We start from the raw sequence: 22421 nt of genomic DNA, 5'->3' as shown, positions 1-22421 counted from the left end.
CGTGAGTAAGCGTTTACCGCGCGATCCGCAGGCGGAACTGGAAGTTGTCGGAGCGGCAGTACAGGTATTCGAAATCGACCGGATGGCCGCGGCGGTCGTGCGTCAGCCGTTCGATGCGCAGCAGCGGCGCGCCAGGCTCCAGCGCCAGCAGCCGGGCGGTGGCCGGGTCGGCCAGTTGCGCGTCGATGGCCAGATCGGCATGGCCGAGGGCGATGCCGTAGTCGTTTTCGAGGATGACGAACACGTCGCGCGAGGCGAGGTCCTCGCGGGCCAGCCGTTCGCCGATGTGGGGTGCCACGTAAGTGATGTCGAGCGATACCGGCTCGCGGTTCAGCAACCGTACGCGGCGCAACTCGGTGACCGGCGCACCGGGCGCCAGCTGCAGCCGTTCGGCCACGGTAGCGTCGGCGGGCAGGGTGCGGATGTCGAGCAGCCGGTTGCTGATCTCGTGGCCATGCTCGCGCATCGCCTCGGCAAAGCCCTGCAGGCGGGCCAGTTGCTGGAAGGGTTTGGGCTTGGAGACGAAGGCGCCCTTGCCGGGAACCTTGAACAGCACGCCTTCCTTTTCCAGCTCGCCCAGCGCCTGCCGCACGGTAATGCGGCTGACGCCGTAGCGGGACATCAGGTCGCTTTCGGACGGCAGTCGCTCGTGCGGCAGATACGCACCGGCGTGGATCGTGGTGCGAAGCTCGTCTCGGATGCGGCCGTAGAGCGGCTGAGCGGCACGTTGGGAGTCTGGCATGGCATGGCCAACTTGTTATGACAGGTCATGATTAGCAAGCGGCGTGCCATGGCGGATTGAACGGATGGTTTGATGTGCAAGTCATTGTTCTGTATGTAATTTGTGTTGGTTCCGTGCGTGTGGGGTTGGGCCCGGTGATGTTGATAAATCAACAGCGAAATCAGCAGATTGCTGATTTCTCAACAGCGCATCTGTGTACGGTCGTCATCGGGATGACGTGGCCTGCTGTAAGCGATGTGCACTCGTATCAGCGTGTGATATCGGGCCGGACGCCGCGGTACACGGGGCACGAGCGCGCCGCTTGCTGACATGGTGCGCCGGCGATGGTTATCCTGATCCGGATTTGTAAGCTTCGTGCCATATGGATATGCGCAAGCATTCTTTGTCGCAGCATTGCACCGGCGCGGATACTGGGCCGATTCTTCCTTCGTGCCACTGCCGTGCTGACGTTACCGAACAGTCCCGAACATGCCATTTCGATCCGCGCCAAGGCGTTGACCTTCGAGGCGCCGCAATCGCGGATCCTGCGCGAGCGGGTCCGGCTGGTTGCGCCGAGCGATGCAACGGTGCTGATCACCGGCGAGAGCGGGACCGGCAAGGAGCTGATTGCACGGCTGGTGCATACGCTCAGCGAGCGCAAGGACGGCCCGTTCGTGGCGGTCAATTGCGGCGCGCTGTCGGAAAACCTGATCGAAAGCGAACTCTTCGGCCACGAGAAGGGCGCGTTTACCGGCGCGGCCGGCGAGCGTGCCGGCTGGTTCGAGGCGGCCGACGGTGGTTCGCTGTTCCTCGACGAGGTCGGCGATCTGCCGCTGTCGATGCAGGTGAAGCTGTTGCGGGTGCTGCAGGAGCGCGAGGTCGTGCGTGTCGGCTCGCGCCAGCCGCGGCGCATCAACGTGCGGCTGGTCGCGGCGACCAACGTCGATCTGCAGGCGGCGGTACGTGCCGGCCGTTTCCGCGAGGACCTGTATTACCGGCTCAACGTTGCGCCGCTGGCGATTGCGCCGTTGCGCGAGCGCAGCGAGGACATTCCGGTGCTGACGCGGCATTTCCTCGCGCTGTACGCCGGCAAGCTGCGCATCGGCGTGCCGGTGCTGACGGATGCGGCGCAGGCGCGCCTGCTGGCGCACCCGTGGCCGGGGAACATCCGCGAGCTGGAGAACGTGATCCATTATGCGCTGCTGGTCAGCAGCGGCGAGCGGATCGATACCGGCGATCTGCATTTCACCTCGCTGGCACTACCCGCGCCGGCAGCGGCGCCCCAACCGCAAGCGGCCGGCGTGGCGACGCTGGAAGCAGCGTTGCTGGCGTTGTGCGAGCAGGGCCACCCCGACCTGTGGCTGCATATTGAAGAGACGGTATACCGCGTCGCCTACGCATTCTGCGAGGGCAACACGGTGCAGACGTCGCGGCTGCTCAACCTCAGCCGCAACATCGTCCGCGCGCGCCTGGCGCAATTCGACGTGCGCCGCGAAACCGCTGCCTGAAGCGGCGGCCCGGTGTCAGGCCAGCCGGCGCTGCCGGCCGGCCAGTACGGCGTCGAGCGGTGCCGGGTCGATCCAGTCGGCCAGATCGAAATCCCGCTCGAGAAAACCCCACTCCAGCAGGAAGGACTTGAAGTCGCCCAGCGCCGCAATGCCGGCGTCGTCGAGGCCAAGCCCCAGATGCAGGTGCAGCCGGTCGCCATAGGCGCGACTGACCCAGGGAACCTCGATGCCGGTTTCGGCGCTGACGAAATCCAGCGTCCGGCCCGGATGCGTGCGGGCCCAGTCGCCGGCGTCGGCCACCAGTCCCAGAAAACCGCTCACGATGTCCGGGTGCTGTTGCAGTACGTCGGCGTTGACCGTCAGCGGGCGCGGCGTGCCGTTGTTGTTGCGGATGCGCGGATCGGGATGGAAGCCGATGTCGGCGATGACCCGGGCACGGATGTCGTCGACGGCCTTGAGCCCGTGTGCGCCCTTGACGTAGATCGCGTCGACCTCGCCGCGCAGCAGCGCCGCACATTCGGCGGCGTAGTCGTTGGCGGCCGGCGCCTGCGGGCGCGGTTCGATCGGCGCCGCCGCGATGTCGACCAGTTCGATGTCGCCTGCGTCGAGCCCGACCAGCGACAACGCATTGAGCGTGCCGCGCAAGGCAGTGGCGCGGAACAGGTCGATGCCGTCGTCGGCCCGCAGCGGCAGGCCGATGCGCCGCCCCTTGAGCGCATCGAGCTGCGTGATGCCGCTGTCCGGCAGGGTGATCAGCAGTTGGGATTCGTCGACCCACGTCAGCCCGATGACCCGCGTTGCCGCTCCGCGTGCGCGGGCCCAGATCGCCGGCACGCTGCCGCCCTGGCGGAACGACTGGCTCAGCGTGCGGAAGCTGCTGCTGCCGGCCGACGGATCGGTCGACTGCAGTGAGCGGATCGCGATGCCGTCGGCGGACAGCTCGCCATTCAGCCAGCCCAGATGCACGGCAATGCCGAGCGGTGTGGGGACCGGCGAGCGGGCGTAGCTCAGTGGCAGGACGGGGGATTGCGGCTCGGAAATGGATGCCATTCGGTACTCGCTTGCGGTTGGAAAATGCCGCCCGTGCAGTGCAGCAGGCGGAGATGGGCTCAAGCAATAAGCAAGCCATGCGACAGTTTGGCGCTGGCGCGTGATCCGGCGACGACCGGTTGCTGGATTCTGCACAGCGATTGCTGCTCCGGTGGTGGTGGATCACCAGTGCGTTTGCCGGTGACTGCGGAGGTCGGAGCATTGCGGTGTGGTGGTGGGGCACCAGCTGGCCACCATGGGTGGTGCGGCTTGCAACAGCCGGCCCCTCCCTGAGATCGGGTAAATCTTCTAATCAATTGAATTTGAACGTGTTTTGTTGCTGGCACGCGAATTGCGATGCATGACCCGGTTTGTCACTCACGCGCTCCCCGAACGAGGGAGTCGCAGCATCCGATTCATGCTTCAGGGAGCCACTACAAGATGCAACATCCCCGTCAACGCAAACTGGCCGTGCTGATGGCACTCGGCTTTTCCGGCGCGTTTTCCGCACCGGTCCACGCCCAGGACACCGCGAACAGCGCCAAAAACCCCGATGGCGTCGAGCTGTCGTCGGTCGTCGTCACCGCGCTGCGGCGCGAGCAGGGCATCCAGGACGTGCCGGTCGCGGTGACCGCGCTCGGCGGTGCCGAAATCCGCAACGACGAGCTGCGCACCGTCAACGACATCACCCGCTACGTGCCCAACTTCAATGGCCAGTCGACCGAAGGGCGCGAGCGGCCACGCTGGTTCCTGCGAGGCGTGGGCAGCAACGATCCGTCGCCGACCTCGCTGAGCCCGATCGGTTTCTATCTGGACGATGTCTATCTGAACAACGTCTTCGGTCAGGGCGTGCCGCTGTTCGACCTCGACCGGGTCGAGGTGCTGCGCGGTCCGCAAGGCACGCTGTGGGGCAAGAACACCATCGGCGGGGCGATCAACGTGCTGTCGAAAAAACCGGGTTTCGACACCGACGGCTACGCCAAGCTCGGTTTCGGCAACAACCGCAGCAATGTGTTCGAAGGTGCCGTCGGCACCCCGCTGGTCGACGAGCGTCTGGCGGCGCGCGTCTCGGTCTATCACGAGCAGGGCGACAGTTCGATCACCAACGACTACACCGGCGAGCAGTTCGGCAGCTTCAAGGACAACGCGGTGCGGGCGCAGCTGCTGGCGCTGACGTCGGACGACTCGGATCTGTTGCTGAACGTGCATGCACGCAAATACACCGGTGCGGGCAACCCGTGGCGCAGTACCGGGATCTTCAACGGCAAGGATCTGTACGGCTTCAAGGCGTCGTCCGATGTCGACCATGTGTCGCTGAACGCGCAGTCGGGCGACGAGATCGAAACCCGCGGTGCGGCGCTGACCGGACACTGGGCGCTGCCGCAGGGGATCACGCTGACGTCGATCACCGGTTACGAGCGCGTCGACCGCGAGTTCTTCGGCGACAACGACGCGTCGCCGAACGAGGTCGCGCGCGGTCACAGCAATCTGGGCTCCGGCCAGTGGTCGCAGGAGTTCCGGCTGACCTCGTCGCCGAAACAGGCGCTGACGTGGATCGCCGGCCTGCACCTGTTCGGCGAAAACCTCGGCTCGGATGCGCAGAGCGGTACGCTGGCCAATGGCCCGAAAGGTGCCGCGGGCACGGCCTACCAGCGGACCTGGTTCAATCAGGACACCGACAGCCAGGCGATTTTCGGCAGCGCGACGTACAACGTGACCGACCGCTTCAACGTGACCGCCGGCCTGCGCTGGACGCGCGAGCGCAAGCAGATCGACCTGCACGGCGTGACCGCCAAACCCGGCATCGCGCTTGGCGATTCGGGCAACTGGTGGCAGCAGGGCAGCAACGGCCTGCCGGTGACGCTGTCGCAGCAGCAGGACAACACCTGGTCGGCGCCGACGTGGGACTTCTCGCCCGAGTACCGCCTCAGTGACGACGCGCTGGTGTTTGCACGCATCGCCCGCGGCTTCCGTTCCGGCGGCTACAACACCGGCGCCGACAGTGATGCGTCGTTCAACACGGTCGACCCGGAATACCTGACCGAGTACTCGATCGGTTTCAAGAGCGCATGGTTCGACAAGCGGCTGATCTTCAACGCCACGGCGTTCCATTACGACTACAAGGACATCCAGGTGTTCGCGCTGGCGCCGTCGGCACTGGGTACCGGCGACAGCGTCGCTACCCTGTCGAACGCCGGCAAGGGCCGGGCCGACGGGCTCGAACTCGAGTTCAAGGGCCAGCCGACCCGTGCGCTGAGCCTGTACACCAACCTCGGCTTCCTGCGCACCAAGTACACCGAGTTCGACAACGTGCCCTGGGCGGTCGGCAACTCGTTTGCCCGTGCGCCGAAGGCCACGGCCGGCTTCGGTGGCGACTACCGCGTGCCGCTGGGTGATGGCGCCATCTCGCTGGGCGGCGACCTGATCTACCGCGCCAAGGAGTACTTCAGCGCCACGCGCCAGACCGATCCGAACCTGTGGCAGGACGGCTATACGCTGATCAACGCGCGCTTGGCCTACTTTGCGCTCGGCGACAAGTACAGCGTCACGCTGTGGGGCAACAACCTGTCCGACAAGCAGTACAAGAAGCTCGGCCTCGTGCCGTCCTACGGCGCCTACCAGTCGCTGTGGGGTGACGAACGCACCTTCGGCCTGACCTTCACCGGCAAGCTCTGAACCGCGTCGTCGCCGGGCCGTCATGGCCCGGCGGGCGCGGACCGATCTCCGCGGCCGGCAACCGGCCGCTGCACGGAACTCCCCATGAAAATCCTCCTGTTGGCATTGGCGCTTGCCGGTGCCGCGCATGCCGGCCCGTGGTCGGCGCTCGATGCCGATATCGAACGGATCGATCCGCAAGTCGTCGCCTGGCGGCACGACATCCACCGGCATCCGGAGCTGGGCAACCGCGAGTTCCGCACCGCCGCGCTGGTGGCCGATGCGCTGCGGCCGCTCGGCTACGAGGTGCGGACTGGCGTCGCCGGCACGGGTGTGATTGCGGTACTGCGTGGCGATCACCCCGGGCCGACCGTGGCCCTGCGCGCCGAGCTCGATGCGCTGCCGGTGACCGAGCCGGCAGGCCTGCCGTTTGCCTCGACCGCGCGCAGCACGTGGAACGGCCGCGACGTCGGCGTGATGCACGCCTGCGGCCACGACGCGCATGTGGCGATGGCGCTCGGCGTCGCGACCTTGCTGGCGCAACGGCGCACGCAACTGCACGGGACGGTCAAGCTGGTGTTCCAGCCGGCCGAGGAAGGCCCGCCGGACGGCGAGGAAGGCGGCGCGGCACTGATGATCAAGCAGGGCGTGCTGGCCGATCCGAAACCGGACGTGTTCTTTGGCCTGCACGTCGGCCCCGGGCCGTCGGGTAGCGTGTCGCTGAGCCGCGACCGCGTCACCGCCGGTTCGGACACCTTCGTCACCCGCATCATCGGCCGGCAGACGCATGCGGCGTTTCCGTGGGCGGGGATCGACCCGGTGACGCTGGCGGCACAGGTCGTGCTGGCGTGGCAGACGATTCCGAGCCGGCAGTCGGACCTGCAGGCGCAGGCCGCGCCGGTGATCAGCGTCGGCCGGATCGACGGCGGCGTGCGGCACAACATCATTCCCGACGCCGTGACGCTGGAAGGCACCGTGCGAACGGTCTCGCCGGCGCAGCGCGAGGCGGTGCTGGCGCGGTTGCAGCAGACGGCCGGCAGCATTGCGGCCAGTGCCGGCGGGCGGGCCGAAACGCGGATCACCGAAGGCTATCCGTCCGGCCACAACGACCCGGCGCTGGTCGATCGCTACCTGCCGGTGCTGCGCACGCTGGCACCGGATGGCCGGGTGACGTTGGGGGCGGGCAGCTATGCCGCCGACGACTTCGCCTATTTCTCCCGCGCCGTGCCGGCGCTGTTCGTCGGGCTTGGGGTCACCCCGCCGGGCATCGCGGCCGACCGCGCCGCGCCGAACCATTCACCGGATTTCGTCGTCGACGACGCGGCGCTGCGGGTCGGTGTACGCGTGCTTGCCGGGCTGATGCTCGACACCCTCGGGTCTGGTGGTGAGTGAGGTGGTGCTGCATCACCACCCCGTCACCAGCTGGTTGTCGCGTGTGCAGCAGCACCCCGCTTGGCTGGGGGTGCTGATCCGGTCCGTATTTGAAAATTTCCTTTTAAAACATCGGTGTGTGGCGATTTTCATGCGCTGGCACGGTTGCTGCTAATTATTGGTTCAAAGCCCCATGGGCGATCACTCATCACAAGGATTCATGATGTCCCTCGATTTCCTCTGGCGCCTGCCGCAGCACGGCGACGGCCGCCGCGCCCACGATCTGCACACCCGCGGCGAATGGAACCGCCAGACCGGTTCGCGCGTTGCGCCGAAAGTCGACAACGACGATTTCGGCTACATCGACTATCTGGCGCAGGTGGCGCGTGCTGCCGAGATCAACGGTTTCCACGGCGCGCTGATCCCGATCTTCCGCATGACCGAGGAGCCGTGGGTCGTCGCCGCCGCACTGGCGCGTGAAACCCGCCGTTTGCGTCTGCTGATCGCGCTGCAACCGCACTTCATCCAGCCCGCGTACGCGGCGCAGATGTCGGCCAGCCTGCAGCGCATTTCGCGCGGCCGGGTCGAGTGGAACGTCATCAGCGGCGGCGATCCGGTTGCCCAGCGCGGTTACGGCGATTTCAGCGCGCATGACGAGCGCTATGCGCGCACCGAGGAGTTCCTCGACGTCGTCCGCGGCGTGAGTGCCGGCGCGCCGTTCGATTACGACGGCAAGCACTATCGCGTCGAAGGCGGCGGCCTGCTGCATCCGCTGGACGCCCAGCCGGTGCCGCAAATCTATCTGGCCGGCGCCAGCGACGCGGCGATGCGCGTGGCCGGCAAGCACGGCGACATCCACCTGACCTGGGGCGAGCCGCTGGCGAAGCAGCAGGAAGTGATCGACAAGACCCGCCGCACGCTCGACGCGCTCGGCATCGAACGCGAAATCCGCTTCGGCATGCGCATCGACGTGCTGGCGCGCGAAACCGAGGAACAGGCATGGGCCGAGCTGCGGCAGATGCACGCCACGGTGAGCGATACGACACGCGGTTTCGGCTTCGGCGGCCAGCGCGGCAAGTCCGAATCGGTCGGCGCTGCGCGCCAGCAGGCGCTGCACGGCGGCAGCCAGCAGTTCGACGACCTGATTGTCGGCCGCAACATCTGGGCCGGCATGTCGCAGATCCGCGGTGGCCCCGGTTGCGTGCTGGTCGGCAGCCACGAGCAGGTGGCAGAGCGGCTGGCCGAGTACGTCGACATCGGCGTCAGTTCCTTCATCCTCGCCAGCAATCCGCACCTCGAAGAAGCTTACCGCGTCGGCGAGGAAGTGCTGCCGCTGGTCGCGCAGGCGGCCCGCCGCAGCGTGGCGCCGACACCGCTGGCTGCAGTGGCCTAGGGGGCGACGATGAGCATCGACACACTCTGGTACACCCGCTGCCCGGTGCCGACACCGCTGGGCATCGCCTTCCAGCAGGGCTGGCTGCAACAGGCCTTCAGGCCTGACGGCATCACCGTGCGCTCGCTGCAGGAAACCGGCGACCCCGCGCTGCGCGAATCGCATTTCGATCACACGCTGGCGCACTCGTTCCGCCAGGGCGGCAACATTCCGGCGATCTGGGCCCGTGCGCGCGGTGCGACCACGCGGGTGATCGGCCTGTCGTGGACCGACGAGTTTCAGGGCATCGTCACGCTGCCGGGCAGCGGGATCACGGACATCGCCGGGCTGCGCGGCCGCCGGCTGGGGCTGCCGAAACACGACATCAGCATCGACTTCACGCGTGCCGCCGCGCTCAAGGGTTACGAGAGTGCGCTGGCGCTCGAAGCGATCGGCCTGCATGAAGTCGAACTGGTCGACCTGCGCGATCCGCCACCGAATGAAGCGGGCGACCAGCCTGTGTATCCGAGCCCCTTTGGCGGCAGCCGCCGCCATGGTTATCTGAACGAGGTACAGGCGCTGCTGCGCGGCGACGTCGACGCGGTCTTCGTCAAGGGCGTGCTCGGCCTGCAGACCGTGCACATGCTCGGCGCGCACGTCGTCACCGACCTCGGCCGGCACCCCGACCCGCTGGTGCGCAACGGCAACGGCACACCGCGCACGCTGACGGTCGACCAGGCGCTGATCGATGCCCGGCCGGATCTGGTCGCACGCTTCCTCGACCAGGTGGTCGCCGCAGGTCACTGGGCTGCTGCGCACCCGGACGACGCGGTCGCCTACATCGGCCGCGAAACCGACGCGTCGGACGAGTGGGTGCGCTATGCCTACGGCCGCAGCGTACACACGCAGCTGCAGACCGATCTGGCCGCGACGTCGATCGCCGGGCTGAAAACCTTCAAGGATTTCCTGCTACGGCACGGCTTCCTCGCGGCCGACGTCGACATCGATGCCTGGATCGACCCGGCGCCGCTGGCCGCGCTGGCCGAACACGCGCGGCGGATTTCCGCATGATCGGGAGAACGCCATGACAAGCGCCGAACTGGCGACCGGCTGGGGCCGTGCCTCGCGTCGCGCAGCGCAGCGGAATGCCGTACTGCGGCCGGCACCGGCGGTTCACCGGGTGGCCCCGGCAACGGTCGTGCTGCCCGACGAACCGGCTGCGCCGTACAGGATCTGGCTGGCGCTGGCGCTGCTGGTCGCCGCCGTGCACTGGGGCGGCGCTGCGCTGCTGTCCGGACAGAAAGCACCGCAGCCGGCCATCGTGCCGGCCAAGGTGCCGCCGATCCGGATCGAGCTGGCCAAACCGCTGCCGCAGGCCGTCAAGCCGCTCCCGCAGCCGGCCAAACCGCCGGTGCCGCGTCCGCCCATGCCGCAGGCCCGGCCGCAACCCCAGGTGGCAAAAGCCGCGGTGGTCACGCCGCAAGCCCGCCCGGTTGCCGTGCCGAACACGACGGCCGCTGCGCCTGCAGCCGATACGGTTGCCGTCAGCCGCGAGCCGGCACCGGCTGCCGCGCCCGCTGCAGCCGCCGAGACCGTTACCGAGGCCAACGGCTCGACCGCTTATCTGCACAACCCGGCACCCGATTACCCGCCGATGGCGATGAGCCAGGGCTGGGAAGGGAAGGTGCTGCTGCGGGTCTTCGTGCTTGCCAACGGTAACGCCGACCGCATCGAGATCAAGCAGTCGAGCGGCCGGAAGATGCTCGACGAGGCCGCGATCAAGGCCGTGAAACGCTGGGCCTTCGTGCCAGGCAAGCGCGGCAGCGCATCGGTCGACAGCTGGGCCATCGTTCCCATCGAATTCAAACTCGCCAACTAGAGGTAAATCATGTCCGAATTCCTGACCACCCTGATCGTCGACGGCACCCTGTGGGCGCTGGGCGTGTTTTCGGTGCTGACCTGGTCGCTGATCCTGATCAAGGGCTGGCAGCACTGGCGTATCGCGCAGCAGGACCGCCGTTACGGCAAGGCCTTCTGGGCCGCCGCCTGCCTTGAGCAGGCTGCCGCACTCGACGACGCAACCGGCCCGCAGGCCCGGCTGGCGGCAAGCGGCTTTGCCGCGCTGCGCGGCAGCGACGGCACCGTGCACGATCTCGAACACAGCTGGGACCGGCAGGAGCTGCTCGAACGGCATCTGCGCCAGCAGATCCACAAGGAACGCCGTTCGCTGGAAAGCGGACTTGCGGTACTGGCGTCGATCGGCTCCACCGCGCCGTTCGTGGGCCTGTTCGGCACCGTGTTCGGCATCATTCATGCGCTGAGCGCGATCAGCCACGCCGCGTCGGCCAGCATCGACGTCGTTGCCGGCCCGATTGGCGAGGCGCTGATCGCCACCGGTGTCGGTATCGCCGTCGCCGTGCCGGCGGTGCTGGCCTACAACTTCTTCCTGCGCCGTCTCAAGCTTGCCGGCGCCGATTTCGACGATTTCGCGACCGACTTCGTCAACCTCGCGCAGCAGAACGGCTTCCGCATCCGCCCGGCAGCGAACGCACCGACGGTGGTGCGTGGCGTGGCGTTCAAGGAGGTCGCAGCCTGATGGCCATCTCGACCTCCAGCCAGGGCGACGAAGTCCTCAGCGAAATGAACATCACGCCGCTGGTCGACGTGATGCTGGTGCTGCTCGTCGCCTTCATCGTCACCGCGCCGCTGCTGAACAACGCGGTCCACATCAACCTGCCCAAGACCGCGGCCACCGCCGCACCGGCGCCGGACAAGGCCGTCACCGTCAGCATCGATGCACAGCAGCGCGTGTTCATCGACAAGCGCGAAGTGAAGGCCGAATCACTCGAAACCGAGCTGGCTGCGCTCAAGCGCGGTGGCGCCGACCTCAGCCTGAACCTGCAGGCCGACGAGGGCGTGGCCTACCGCCACGTCGCCAAGGCCATGGCCAGCATCGAGCGAGCCGGCATTACCCGGCTGTCGGTGCTGACCCAGCCGGGCAGCTGATCTCCTGACGGACACATCATGACGACCTCCACGATTTCCTCTCCCGATGCGCTCTGGTTCACCCGCTGCCCGGTGCCGACGCCGCTCGGTATCGCCGCCCATCTGGGCTGGCTCGACGACGCCTTCGCCGGTGAGCCGGTCCGCGTCCGGTCGATGCAGCAGGCCGGCGCCGATGCCGTCCGGCATGCGCATGTCGATCACTCGCTGGCCAATGCCTTCCGTCAGGGGGGCAGCATTCCGGCGATCTGGGCACGCGCCGCCGGCGCCGACACCCGCGTGATCGGGCTGAGCTGGATCGACGAATCGCAGGTGCTGCTGGCGCTGTCGCAGGCCGGCATCCGTGACATCGCCGACCTCAAGGGCAAGCGCATCGGCCTGCCGCTGCGCGCCGGCGAGCGCATCGACATTTTCCGTGCCGCGGCGCTGCGCGGCTTTGCCAGCGCGCTGTCGCTTGCCGGGCTGACGCTGGCCGACGTCGAACTGGTCGATGTGCCGGTGAGCACCACGCCGACCGACGCCGAGCCGTTGCGCGCGCACTTTGCCAACCCGGGCAGCGTCACCAGCCGGTCGCTGTATGCGGCCGAGGGCAGGGCGCTGGTGCGCGGCGACGTCGATGCGATCTACGCCAAGGGCTCGCTCGGCCTTGAAACCGCACAGCTGCTCGGTGCGCGGGTGATCACCGACATCGGCTTCCATCCCGACCCGGCCATCCGCATCAACAACGGCTCGCCACGGCCGATCACCGTCAGCGCGGCGCTGCTGGCCGAGCGGCCGGATCTGGTCGACCGATTCCTGGCCCGCGTGGTCGACGTCGACGGCTGGGCAAGGGTGAACCGCAAGCAGGTGCATTACGAACTCGGGCGCGAAACGGGCTCGACCGAGCCGTGGCTGCGGCTGGCTTACGGCGACGAAGTGCACCAGCGCTTCGGTACCGGCCTGCAGGCCGAGGCCATTGCTGCGCTGGGGCAGTTCAAGGATTTCCTGCTGGCGCACGGCTTCCTGCCGGGCGACCTCGACATCGACCAGTGGATCGATCCGGCGCCGCTGCAGCGTGTGCTGAACCGGACCGCCCGAACCCAACTGACGGACAAGACATGAAACGCAAACCGCTGTTGACCGCCGCACTGTCGGCACTGCTCGCCCTGCTGCCGGCCTTGGCGTCCGCCGCCGATGCGGTGCGCGAGGTCCGCATTTCGACGATTTCCTACGCCACCGGCGGAAAGACCAGCTACTCGGGCGTGTCCGGGCTGATCGCGCAGCAGGGTGATCTGGAAAAGGCGCTGGCCAAGCGTGGCGTCAAGCTGACGTGGGTGCCGGTGTCGACCGCCGCAGTCGGGCCGCAGATCAACGAGGCCTTTGCCAACCGCCGGATCGATTTCGCCGGTTACGGTGACTTGCCCTCGGTGATCGCCAACGCCTCGGGCATCAGGACCAAGCTGCTGGTGCCGGGCGGCACGTCGACGACGTATCTGGTCGTGCCGGCCAACTCGTCCGCCAGGTCGATCACCGACCTCAAGGGCAAGCGCATCGCGCTGCACCGTGGCCGGCCGTGGGAGTTCCCGTTCCTGCAACTGGCGCAGGCCAACCGGCTCGGGCAGAACGACTTCAAGCTGGTGAACCTGAACCCGCAGGCCGGCGCGGCGGCGTTGAGTTCGGGTAGCGTCGATGCGTTCTTCACGCTGTCGGATGCGTGGCTGCTGGTCGACAAGGGCGTCGGCAAGATCATCTGGAATTCGAAGCAGTCGCCGGAAAGCTGGCAGATGCGCGCCGAACTGTGGGGCGCCAGCGATTTCGTTGCCGCCAACCCTGCCATCACCCAGCTTGTCGTCGATGCGTACGTCAAGGCGGCGCACTGGGCGTCGCAGGAACAGAACCGCGATGCCTATCTCCGGCTGCAGGCGGCATCGGGCCTGCCCGAAAGCGTGCTCCGGCGTGACTACGATGGCGACGCGGCCGCCTGGAAGCAGCGCGCGTCGCCGCTGTTCACCGATGCACTGGCTGCGCACTACCGCGACGTGGCGCGCTACGCCAAGGGCGCGAAGCTGACCGGCAGCGATGTCGACATGCCGGCGACGTTCGAGCCGCGCTTCGTCAACGCCGCGCTCAAGTCGCTCGGGCTGACGCAGTTCTGGTCCGATACGAAGGTGGCCCGCCAATGAACGCCGCCCGCGATGCCGGTACTTCGCCGCGCGGCTTCCTGCTGCACTTCGTGCTGCTGGCGATGCTCAGCGGCGCGACCATCGGCACGGCCAAACTGGTGACGACGTTCTATGCGCTGCATCTGGGCGCCGATGCAGCACAGGTCGGCCTGATCTCGGCGATGGAATCGCTGGGCATGGTGCTGGTGACCGTACCGGCGGGCTTCCTGATTGCCCGCTTCGGCGCGCGGCGCGTGTACTTCATCGCCAGCCTCGGGCCGTTGCTGCTGAACCTGCTGATTCCGTTCACCAGCGTCTGGTACGCGATTGCGCTGACGCAGCTGCTGATCGGCCTGTGCATTCCGTTCCGGATCGTGTCGATGAACAGCGCCTTTCTCGAACACCTGAAGTACGCCGGCAGCAACCGGGCCGGCTGGTACCGGGCGGCACTGGTCGTAGGCATCGGCCTGTGCGGGCCGCTGGCGGCCGATCTGCTCGGCGCGCGGCTCGGTCATGTCGGCATTTTCGCCGTCGTCGCCGCGAGCTTTGCCGTCATGGCGGTGTACGGCCATACCTTCCTGCCGGAAGCACGGCCGTCGGTGGAGGCACCGGCAGGGATGATCGCCGGTTTGCGCGACATGCTCCGCAGCCCGGAGATCGGTAACAGCTGCCTGATCGAGGTGCTGGCCGGGGCGACCAATGCGCTTTACGGCACCTTCATCGTCGTCGTGGCGCTCCAGTCGCTGCACATGAGCAAGGCCGAGGCACTGCAGCTGGTGATGGTGCAGGGCGCGACATCGGTGCTCTGGTTGCTGGGGCTGGGCCGCGTGGTCGGGACGCTGGGTGCACGGCGGGTGTATCCGGCCAGTATCGTTTCGGCGAGTGCCGGGCTGGCCTTGCTGGGGCTGGGGGGCGGCTTCGTGCCGCTGGCGGTCGGCGCGGTGCTGATGAGTCTGGGTGCGGCGATGATCCACCTGCTGAACATGGGCCAGCTCAGCCGCCACCGGATGGACAAAAGCCGCATTTCGGGCCTGTTCAATCTGGCGTCGATGGCCGGGGCGTTTGCCGGTGCAATGGCCGGCAGCGTACTGAACCGCTGGTTGCCGATGCAGCAGGTGTTCCTTGCCTGGATTCCGCTGGTGCTGCTGACGGCGGTGGCGTGCCGCCTGCATGCCGGCCGCCATGCGGCGCGGGTCCGGCTGAATGCGTCGGGGGCCTGAGATGAACAAACCGAACGGATTCGTAGCCGCGCAAGCGGTCAGCCTGCCGTGGCCGGTGCGCTGGCCGGCATGGCGTTCGCTCCTGCCGTGGTCGTCGCTGACCGTGCCGGCACTGCTGTTGCTGGTCTGGTCGTCGCTGTCGGCCAGCGGCTGGATTTCGCCGCAACTGCTGCCGTCGCCGCTGACGGTCGCCGACGCGGGCATCGCGTTGTGGCAGGACGGCGAGCTGCAAGGGCATCTGGGCGTGAGCCTGTCGCGGCTGGCGATCGGCTTCGGAATTGGCGCGCTGGGCGGGCTGGCATTCGGCGCGGCGCTGGCCGTGTCGCGCAATGTCGAGGATTACGCTGGCGGGCTGTTTCACCTGTTCCGGCACATTCCGACGATTGCGCTGATTCCGCCTTTCATCCTTGCCTTCGGGGTTGGCGAGACGTTCAAGATCCTCATCGTCGTCAAGGGCGTGTTCTTCCCGGTGGCGATCGCCGCGCACGATGCGGTACGGAACATTCCGCGCGGCTATTTCGAGGTCGCGCGGCTGTACAAGCTGTCGCGGCCGGCTGTGGTTCGCCACCTGCTGCTGCCGGCGACGCTGCCGTCGATCCTGACCGGCCTGCGCATCGGGCTGGACCGCTCGTGGATGCTGCTCGTCGTTGCCGAACAGATTGCCGCCGAGAACGGCATCGGCCAGATGATGGAAATGGCGCGGCAGATCTTCCGTATCGACATCGTCATGCTCGGCGTCGTCCTGACCGGCGTGATCGGCTTCGCGCTCGACCGCAGCGTGCGCCAGCTCGAAACCCTGACCACGCGCTGGCGGCGCTGAGGAGACGATGATGAGTCTTTTCGCAGAACGTTTACGCAAGGGCAAGCCGCTGGTGCTGCCGCTGCTGCTGCTCGTGCTGTGGCAATGGCTGTCCGGACAGGGACCGGCCTACGCCATGGTCTTCGTGCCGGCTGGGCAGATGCTGGCCGGCATCGACGAACTGCTTTCCAGCGGAGAGCTTGGCCATGCGCTGGCGGCCAGCGTGTCGCGGATGTCGCTGGGGCTCGCAATCGGTGCCGGCTCGGGATTTGCGCTGGCCGTGGCGACCGCATCGCTGCGGCCGCTCGACCGTGCGCTGACGCCGGTCCTGAACGCCGTGCGGCAGGTGCCGTTGCTGGGCTGGGCGCCGTTGCTGGGGCTTTGGCTCGGTAACGGCGAGCCGGCAAAGCTCTTCGTCATCGCCATGGCGGCCTTTTTCCCGACCCTGCTGGGTACGTATGAAGGACTGCGTGGCGTCGACCGGCGTTATCGCGAGCTGGCGGCGATCTCGAAGCTGTCGCCGTGGCAGGGCTTCGTGCAGGTGTCGCTGCCGGCGGCGAGCCCGAACGTGCTGACCGGGGTATCGCAATCGCTGGCGGTGGCCTGGATGGCGGCCGTCGGTACCGAGCTGCTGTTCGCCGCCGGGCTGGGCCTTGGCACGCTGATGTTCACCGCCGAAACCGGTGCGCGCATGGATGTGGTGCTGGTGTGTGTGGCCGTGATCGGCGTGCTCGGCTACACGCTGAGCCGCTTGTTCGAATGGCTGGCGCACTGGCTGCTGCGCTGGCGCGACGCGGTGTCGACCTGAGTGCCGCAGCCGTTTCCCATTTCCGCCCGAACGGGCGCTGACGAATCAACAAGGAGCACATGATGTCGGACAAACACAGCAATCCGCAGATCGAACTGGCGGACTTCATCGCGCAGGCGCAACGCGACTTCACGCAGGCCAGCCGGGTGCTGCGCGAAACGCGCACGCTGTCGGCCACCAATACCTTCCAGGCGATCACCCGCGTACCCGGTCAGAACGCACTCGTGGTGCAGTCGGCGTCGGGCCCGTGGGACGACGACGCGGCCGAGCCGGCGGTAATCCGTTTCGACGGTACGCCGCTGTCGGGCGAAGGCCGGCAGGGTGCCGGCGGCGCGCGCTACAGCGCGGTGTTCGCGCAGCGGCCCGAAATCGGCACAGTGATCCACGTGCATACGCCGTATTTGGGCGGCTGGGCCAGCGCCCACCGCGTGCTGCCGATCCGCTATGCGCCGGCCCAGCGCGTGACGCTGGCGCGCGAGATCCCGGTCTACATCGACCGACGGCCGAGCGAAGCCAGCTTCATCCTCGACCGGATCGCCGAAAATCCGCACACGCCGGCCATCCTCGAAGCCAACGGCGGCGCGACGTTCTGGGGAACGGACATCCTTGCCGTGTCGAAATATATTCTGCTTCTCGAAGAAGCGGCGTACTTCCAGGGGCTGGCCGAGCAGCTCGGCGGCGGCAAGGAATTCGGCCCCGGCGTGCTGGAACAACAGTGGCGCATGGGCGGGCTGTATCCGGCAACTGCTGGCTGAACGAGTGAGCGCGCCAAGCAGCGTTCGAACGCGGGTGGCGTCCGGATGACTTGCCGACTTCACGTTCTGCAGCAGTTTCGTTCGATGCGCCAAACAACAAAAAGCCCCTGAACGATCAGGGGCTTTTTCGTGTTCTGGCTGAAAGAGGGGGGGCGAACTCCCGATAGGCTATTAACCTCGGCATTTCCGTCAGAAAAATGCTTGGTAATCAAAGCGCTGCTGGTTTGATGGTGGGTGATTCAGAGGAAAAGAGATTTTTCTAAGTTATTGATTTATATGGGGTGAATTTTCTTCAATAACCCGGTTCGTACGAGCACGGTGCCGATCGATGAACGAAGCCGGCAGTAGCACTTCATGAGCGACGTCGCGACGAATCACAACCACTGCTGCGGTACATGACCCAACACGCAGGCACTGATTCGCAAACGCGGTGTCGAACAAGCGACGAGCAGGTGGTGGACGAGCATGGCCAGCACGTGAGCAAGCAGCACCGGGCGTTGCGTATGCCCGAAGCCTCAAGGAGAGCAGATATGTTCACCAGTATTCTGGTTGATTTCGACGCCGTGCATCTCTCGGACCAGGCCGCTGGGAGGGTGCTGGAACTAGCGAAGGCGGCAGGTGCATCGGTGACCTTGCTGGTCATCCGGGCGCAGCTCGATAACGTCATGAGCAAGTCCGAAGACGACTTCATCACCAAGGTCAAAGCGCAGATCGCACCGCAGTTCGAGCCTCTGAAGCGACAGGCGGAAGTGCTGGGTGTACCGCTTGAACTTGCGGTCACTTGGGGGGATGAAACGGAGCAGCTGTTGGCCCAAGTTCAGCAGGGTGGCTACGACCTCTTGGTGATCGGCAAGCAACACACCGGCGGGTTGATCCATGCGATCGAAGGTGTGGTCTGGAAAACTGTCGTTGCCCGTGCTCCGTTTCCAGTATTGGTTTTTCCGTGAGAGCAGGCTTAGTGCCAACGCTGTCATGCCCTGCCTCTGGACCAGCAAGTGACCGACCTCGGCCACACCCCGTGCCGTTGTTATGTGTGCTGGTCGATTCGATCAACCCGTCCAGCCAAGGCAGATACACTTCCAGATCCGTTATGTACAAGAGCAGCTAAGCCGACAGCGCCTGGTTTTGCGTTGATGTCGGCGCATCACGCTTCACGGCCAGATGAAGAAGAGAACAGACCAACTTCTGTCGTCTATTTTCTTTTTTGCTTGCATAAGTATTCTAGCGTGATAAAGTTATTTCATACGGTGAATGTAAGTTTTATCGGTTGACGGGCTGTAGTGCGGTAGCACAGGCAATCCCTCGATTGCGCAATCAAGCGGGTTCGTGGTGCGTTTCGAGTGTTATCCGACACGTCCAAATATATGTCCAACCTCCCTGAAAAGTGCGCATCTGCTGGAAGATGCAGAACAGGTATTGCACCAAAAAAGCACTCGAGATACCGGCTGCCGGCGGTGTTATCCAAAAAAATGTCGCTTTTTAATACGCCGTAGCGGATACGCCACGTTTGGCTTTACGGTATAGCCGTTCTAATTTCTTCTACAAAGGAGAGTGGAATAATGGATATTAGAAAATACATGGCGGCATCTTTGGTGGTGTTGTCAAGTGGCGCGTGGGCAGAAATAGATGATGGCTGTCGAGACGTATTAACCTACAGTGCCAGGAATTATTCGGTAGAAACAGCTGATATTGGAGTTGCGCTCAAAATATATGATCAGTATTGCGAAAATGATCAGGCAAGAAGTGGGGTGAATTTTAATGCTGGCCTAGAGGCGGTAATTAAATCGGTTCCAGTTAAATTCAATTTGGGTTTTGGTAGTGCAGAAGAAAGAACGAAGCATTTTTGCAAAACATTCGATTCGGATTACAAAAAGAGCGAGTCGTACTATCGTTCTGTTTCAAGTGTGGTGAACGAAACAACAAATTCATGGCTCGCTTGCAAATCTCTTGCGGGGCAGGGCGTGCTCTTTCGCCCCAGAATTGCGCAAACACTTATCGTTATTGAAGTTGCTAGAACCAATGCATCACCCGCGAGCGTCCAAGGAATCACATACGATACAAATTTACTGTCGTGTTCGGTTCCGGATAGCGATACGAGTAAAAAGCGTGTTAATGCAGATGCAAATACAACAAAGGCACTAACAGACAGTTACTGGCCTATAACATGCATCAGAAAGCCTCAATCTCAGAAGCGTGAAACGGTGTATCCCAAGGTTGATATTAGTATCGGAACGACTAAAGGAGCTTTTATGCTCCCTGTAGATGCTGATGCAGTCTATCCATACCAATGGTCGAGCGATCTTCAGCGTCAGATGAAGACAAATTCAGAGGCAATTTCCGTGCTGTCTAGTCGCACGGCAGAAGCCAGCTCAATACAAGTTTATCAGTGCCCCAAAGGTACTGCACCCGGCTTCGTCAGTAACGGAGACTGGGGGTACTATGGATGCCAAGGGCAGATAACAACATCTGATAAGTGCGAATCCATTGCGTACCCTCATCGACAGACTCAGGACTGCAAATCTATTGGGTCATTGCGACTTTACAAATAAATTAAATCGCGGTGCCCTGCCTAGAGGGGGGCAACCGGCTTATTGTTGAATTTCCCCATTGCCCGTTATATGAGATAAAGCCGGCCCGTTAACTCAAGCGTTACAGTTTGGTAGGGTGAGGTACGCGGAATTTTTGGTTATGGTCCTGCGTAAGGCGGGCTTGAGCTGCGGTGCGTCCAATGAGTGCTTCGACCGAAAATCATCCCCTCGGAGTCTACTTATAGTCTTTGGGATCCAAGGGTATAACGCGCTCTGCTTTTCTGCGGTAAATGCGTTTAGTCGTGCTGATGTTGGCGTGTGAAAGCAGGGCGCTAGCGTGCTCGACGGTTTCTGCATCGCTGGCGACCTTGGCCCGAATGTCATGCTCGTTGAATCGGACCTTTACTTCCGTTTCGGCCATGACGCGATCCATGAAGCCGCGCCAAAGTGATGCCCATCCGCCTGCGCGACCGGTTTCTTCATTGATGTAGCACTCCCCGCGGCGATTGCAGAACAACCATGATGATCTGGAGTTCGGTCGCGCTGCGATGGCGTCATGTACGGCGGTGCGCAAGGCGTCCGTCCAAAGATAAATGGTGCGCTTGGCGGTGCTCTTGGCCGTTTTGTGCCGCTGGATCTCGATCCCCTCTGAAGTGAAGTCCGGCACTGGTAAACGTAGCAAGTCACCGCGCGCCATGCCGGTCAGCAGCTTCAGGCGAACATATGCTTGTGCAGCCAGAACGCTGCCTTTTTTCCGCTTGCTGTCGATCGACAGACAGGCTTCGATTTCCCAGTCCTCGACATAACGATCCCGGGGTTTCTCGCCGGGGAGGCGCACCTCGCGGGCAAAGGGGTGACGCTTCAGGTAGCCCCATTCAACGGCCTTGGTGAAGGCGTGCGACAGGACTTCAATCTCTCGCATCGCGGCGGTCCTGGCTTTGACTTTCAGGGGTTGGCCGTCCGCACTCTTGACTGTCTTGGTGCGTGCGTCGACGTAGGTGTAAATATGGTGGGGCTCGACAGCCGTGAGCGGCCATGCGGCGAACGTTTTGCGCAAACGTGCCACTGCGATCTGGTTTTGCGATTGCGTGGTCGGCGCCTTGGCCGGAATGACCTCGAGTGCATATCGGTCGAGCAGCTCACCGATGTTGCCCGCTTTGTCGAGCGTACCAAGGCGATCTGCCCAAGCGCGATATGCCTCGGGCAGGTTCGTGCCAAGCCGGAACTTCCGTTTGCCATCCCAGTACGACTCCAGCCCGGGTGGCACAAAGTAGTAATACGCGCCGTGATGGCGCTGCCAGCGAGCCGGCAACCCTTTGTTTTCAGGTTTTCGTTGCCGCGGCACTACATCGTGCTCCGGTCGATCTCGTACACCTTGCCGCGGCGCTCGGTTGCGATGGTGCCGCCTAACAAGCGTTCGATGTGCTTGCGCAAAATCAGCACACTTCCATCCGGTCGGATACGGTGCTCTATGCCGAGGGTATTCAAGGCGGTTATCTGCGTCCGGCGCTGAGTGCAATTGGTCAGTTCGCGAATTTCAGATTGGCTCAAGAACATGCTTTGCGAGTCTGCAAGTTGTGTGTCCATCTCGTTTTCCAATGAAATCAATTTGGCTGTAGATGTGATGCAGCTTGTTGTGGCGCTCGCCATGCGAGCAAGGAGGCCGTTCTTTTCAGTTCGGCCAACACCAGAAAATTGCCACTATTCTTGCCACGGCTCTTGGCAGTCCGTAGCCATTTCGCGCTGCATCTGTTCGGCGTTACGTCGGTGGCGGACGATTTCGAGTTCAGCTCGCTTGGCATTCAATACGGCCAACTCCTCACGACGCTCAGGATGAATGTGTTGGTTACCGGGGCGTGCGCGCCATGGCGTGTTGGCCAGCCGTGCGGCGTCTGCTTGGACGTTCATGGCGCATTCTCCGGTTCGACGGTATTGATCAGATCCATGACGAATGTCCAGATGCCGAGCAGGCTGAAGATCGTGATGGCTGCGGTGATCTTGTCGAGTGGATGGGGCAGGTTGCTGCATGCAGCGCTGATAGCCAAGGCTAGGGCGAGGCAGGCCGCTGTGACGAGGATTTGAAGGGCGAAAATCATGCTGCGGCCCTCATGGGGTCGCCATCACTCCCTCTCGATGTCTCGACGTGCTTCAGGACATAGAAGCGGGTGTCGACGCTGCTGTAAATTCGATAGCCAGCGGCGAAGATCGGATTCATCAGTGCGACTACCAATCCGTTGCCAACCATCAAAGCGTAGATAGTGGCGTTGCGGGGTGTAGGGAGTTGTTGAATGGCGTGGCCGTAAGTTCGGATGGATTGCATGTTGCATACCTTTCCGGTGTTCTCACCGGATTGGTGCGCAGCGGGCCATGTCCTTTGCACGCCTCCCCGAGGCCTGCTGCGCTAGGTGGCGTGAAATAAATATACCCACAAGGTATATATAAAATCAATACCTGCGGGGTATCTTTTTAGAGCATTGAAAAAGCCGCCTGAAAAGGCGGCTTTTTGGGCTT

General features: G+C 64.2%; 23 protein-coding genes. 16 read left to right on the top strand and 7 right to left on the bottom strand.

Annotation, left to right across the window (positions count from 1 at the left end; genetic code table 11):
- Positions 1-13 precede the first annotated feature (13 nt).
- On the bottom strand, positions 14-742 hold the full coding sequence (locus JMJ54_RS02010; protein WP_203536276.1) for a GntR family transcriptional regulator: 729 nt from the start codon (positions 740-742) through the stop codon (positions 14-16).
- Positions 743-1182: 440 nt separating this feature from the next.
- Here JMJ54_RS02010 and JMJ54_RS19340 point away from each other — a divergent pair, with 440 nt between their 5' ends.
- Positions 1183-2229 carry a sigma-54 interaction domain-containing protein gene (locus JMJ54_RS19340; protein WP_308437956.1) on the top strand — a complete coding sequence of 349 codons (1047 nt, stop codon included), beginning with the start codon at positions 1183-1185 and terminating at the stop codon, positions 2227-2229.
- Positions 2230-2244: 15 nt separating this feature from the next.
- Here JMJ54_RS19340 and JMJ54_RS02000 read toward each other — a convergent pair whose 3' ends face one another.
- Positions 2245-3279 (bottom strand): ABC transporter substrate-binding protein, encoded by a 1035-nt coding sequence (locus tag JMJ54_RS02000; protein WP_203536274.1) that lies wholly within the window; start codon positions 3277-3279, stop codon positions 2245-2247.
- Positions 3280-3699: 420 nt separating this feature from the next.
- Here JMJ54_RS02000 and JMJ54_RS01995 point away from each other — a divergent pair, with 420 nt between their 5' ends.
- The 15 genes from JMJ54_RS01995 (at position 3700) to JMJ54_RS01925 (ending at position 19931) form a co-directional block, all read left to right on the top strand.
- Positions 3700-5934 carry a TonB-dependent receptor gene (locus JMJ54_RS01995; RefSeq protein WP_203536273.1) on the top strand — a complete coding sequence of 745 codons (2235 nt, stop codon included), beginning with the start codon at positions 3700-3702 and terminating at the stop codon, positions 5932-5934.
- An 84-nt stretch (positions 5935-6018) separates the two neighbouring features.
- Complete coding sequence (locus tag JMJ54_RS01990; protein WP_203536272.1) at positions 6019-7305, top strand: amidohydrolase; 1287 nt, start codon at positions 6019-6021, stop codon at positions 7303-7305.
- A 202-nt stretch (positions 7306-7507) separates the two neighbouring features.
- Positions 7508-8677 (top strand): LLM class flavin-dependent oxidoreductase, encoded by a 1170-nt coding sequence (locus JMJ54_RS01985; RefSeq protein WP_203536271.1) that lies wholly within the window; start codon positions 7508-7510, stop codon positions 8675-8677.
- 9 nt (positions 8678-8686) lie between these two features.
- A complete protein-coding gene (locus JMJ54_RS01980) occupies positions 8687-9727 on the top strand; it encodes an ABC transporter substrate-binding protein (RefSeq protein ID WP_203536270.1) in 1041 nt (346 codons plus the stop codon).
- A gap of 13 nt (positions 9728-9740) precedes the next feature.
- A complete protein-coding gene (locus JMJ54_RS01975; RefSeq protein ID WP_203536269.1) occupies positions 9741-10535 on the top strand; it encodes an energy transducer TonB in 795 nt (264 codons plus the stop codon).
- A gap of 9 nt (positions 10536-10544) precedes the next feature.
- Positions 10545-11252, top strand: coding sequence for a MotA/TolQ/ExbB proton channel family protein (locus JMJ54_RS01970; protein WP_203536268.1), 708 nt, complete (start codon positions 10545-10547; stop codon positions 11250-11252).
- On the top strand, positions 11252-11662 hold the full coding sequence (locus JMJ54_RS01965) for an ExbD/TolR family protein (protein ID WP_203536267.1): 411 nt from the start codon (positions 11252-11254) through the stop codon (positions 11660-11662). The genes JMJ54_RS01970 and JMJ54_RS01965 overlap by 1 nt, the downstream gene beginning before the upstream one ends.
- An 18-nt stretch (positions 11663-11680) precedes the next feature.
- A complete protein-coding gene (locus JMJ54_RS01960) occupies positions 11681-12760 on the top strand; it encodes an aliphatic sulfonate ABC transporter substrate-binding protein (RefSeq protein ID WP_203536266.1) in 1080 nt (359 codons plus the stop codon).
- Positions 12757-13821, top strand: coding sequence for a PhnD/SsuA/transferrin family substrate-binding protein (locus JMJ54_RS01955; RefSeq protein ID WP_203536265.1), 1065 nt, complete (start codon positions 12757-12759; stop codon positions 13819-13821). Before JMJ54_RS01960 ends, JMJ54_RS01955 begins: the two co-directional genes overlap by 4 nt.
- Entirely contained in the window at positions 13818-15020 is a 1203-nt protein-coding gene (locus tag JMJ54_RS01950; RefSeq protein ID WP_203536264.1) for an MFS transporter, read from the top strand. The genes JMJ54_RS01955 and JMJ54_RS01950 overlap by 4 nt, the downstream gene beginning before the upstream one ends.
- A gap of 1 nt (position 15021) precedes the next feature.
- On the top strand, positions 15022-15840 hold the full coding sequence (locus JMJ54_RS01945; protein ID WP_203536263.1) for an ABC transporter permease: 819 nt from the start codon (positions 15022-15024) through the stop codon (positions 15838-15840).
- 10 nt (positions 15841-15850) lie between these two features.
- Entirely contained in the window at positions 15851-16627 is a 777-nt protein-coding gene (locus JMJ54_RS01940) for an ABC transporter permease (RefSeq protein WP_203536262.1), read from the top strand.
- A 62-nt stretch (positions 16628-16689) separates the two neighbouring features.
- Complete coding sequence (locus JMJ54_RS01935) at positions 16690-17382, top strand: class II aldolase/adducin family protein (RefSeq protein ID WP_203536261.1); 693 nt, start codon at positions 16690-16692, stop codon at positions 17380-17382.
- A 530-nt stretch (positions 17383-17912) separates the two neighbouring features.
- Positions 17913-18329 (top strand): universal stress protein, encoded by a 417-nt coding sequence (locus JMJ54_RS01930; RefSeq protein ID WP_203536260.1) that lies wholly within the window; start codon positions 17913-17915, stop codon positions 18327-18329.
- Between the two features lie 612 nt (positions 18330-18941).
- Positions 18942-19931, top strand: a complete 990-nt coding sequence (locus JMJ54_RS01925) for a hypothetical protein (protein WP_203536259.1) — start codon at positions 18942-18944, stop codon at positions 19929-19931.
- A gap of 214 nt (positions 19932-20145) precedes the next feature.
- Here JMJ54_RS01925 and JMJ54_RS01920 read toward each other — a convergent pair whose 3' ends face one another.
- From JMJ54_RS01920 to JMJ54_RS01900, 5 genes are all read right to left on the bottom strand, one after another.
- Entirely contained in the window at positions 20146-21255 is a 1110-nt protein-coding gene (locus JMJ54_RS01920; RefSeq protein ID WP_203536258.1) for a tyrosine-type recombinase/integrase, read from the bottom strand.
- The gene (locus tag JMJ54_RS01915; RefSeq protein WP_203536257.1) at positions 21255-21497 is read right to left on the bottom strand and encodes a DUF4224 domain-containing protein; all 243 of its coding nucleotides are present in this window, start codon (positions 21495-21497) and stop codon (positions 21255-21257) included. The genes JMJ54_RS01920 and JMJ54_RS01915 overlap by 1 nt, the downstream gene beginning before the upstream one ends.
- 114 nt (positions 21498-21611) lie before the next feature.
- Complete coding sequence (locus JMJ54_RS01910) at positions 21612-21818, bottom strand: hypothetical protein (RefSeq protein WP_203536256.1); 207 nt, start codon at positions 21816-21818, stop codon at positions 21612-21614.
- The gene (locus tag JMJ54_RS01905; protein WP_203536255.1) at positions 21815-22006 is read right to left on the bottom strand and encodes a hypothetical protein; all 192 of its coding nucleotides are present in this window, start codon (positions 22004-22006) and stop codon (positions 21815-21817) included. The genes JMJ54_RS01910 and JMJ54_RS01905 overlap by 4 nt, the downstream gene beginning before the upstream one ends.
- The gene (locus JMJ54_RS01900) at positions 22003-22230 is read right to left on the bottom strand and encodes a hypothetical protein (protein ID WP_203536254.1); all 228 of its coding nucleotides are present in this window, start codon (positions 22228-22230) and stop codon (positions 22003-22005) included. Before JMJ54_RS01900 ends, JMJ54_RS01905 begins: the two co-directional genes overlap by 4 nt.
- Positions 22231-22421: the final 191 nt, after the last annotated feature.

This window comes from Jeongeupia naejangsanensis (genome assembly GCF_016865585.1).
Lineage (GTDB): Bacteria > Pseudomonadota > Gammaproteobacteria > Burkholderiales > Chitinibacteraceae > Jeongeupia > Jeongeupia naejangsanensis.
Note: the sequence above shows the minus strand (reverse complement) of the source record. Positions and strands in the feature narration are given on the sequence as shown.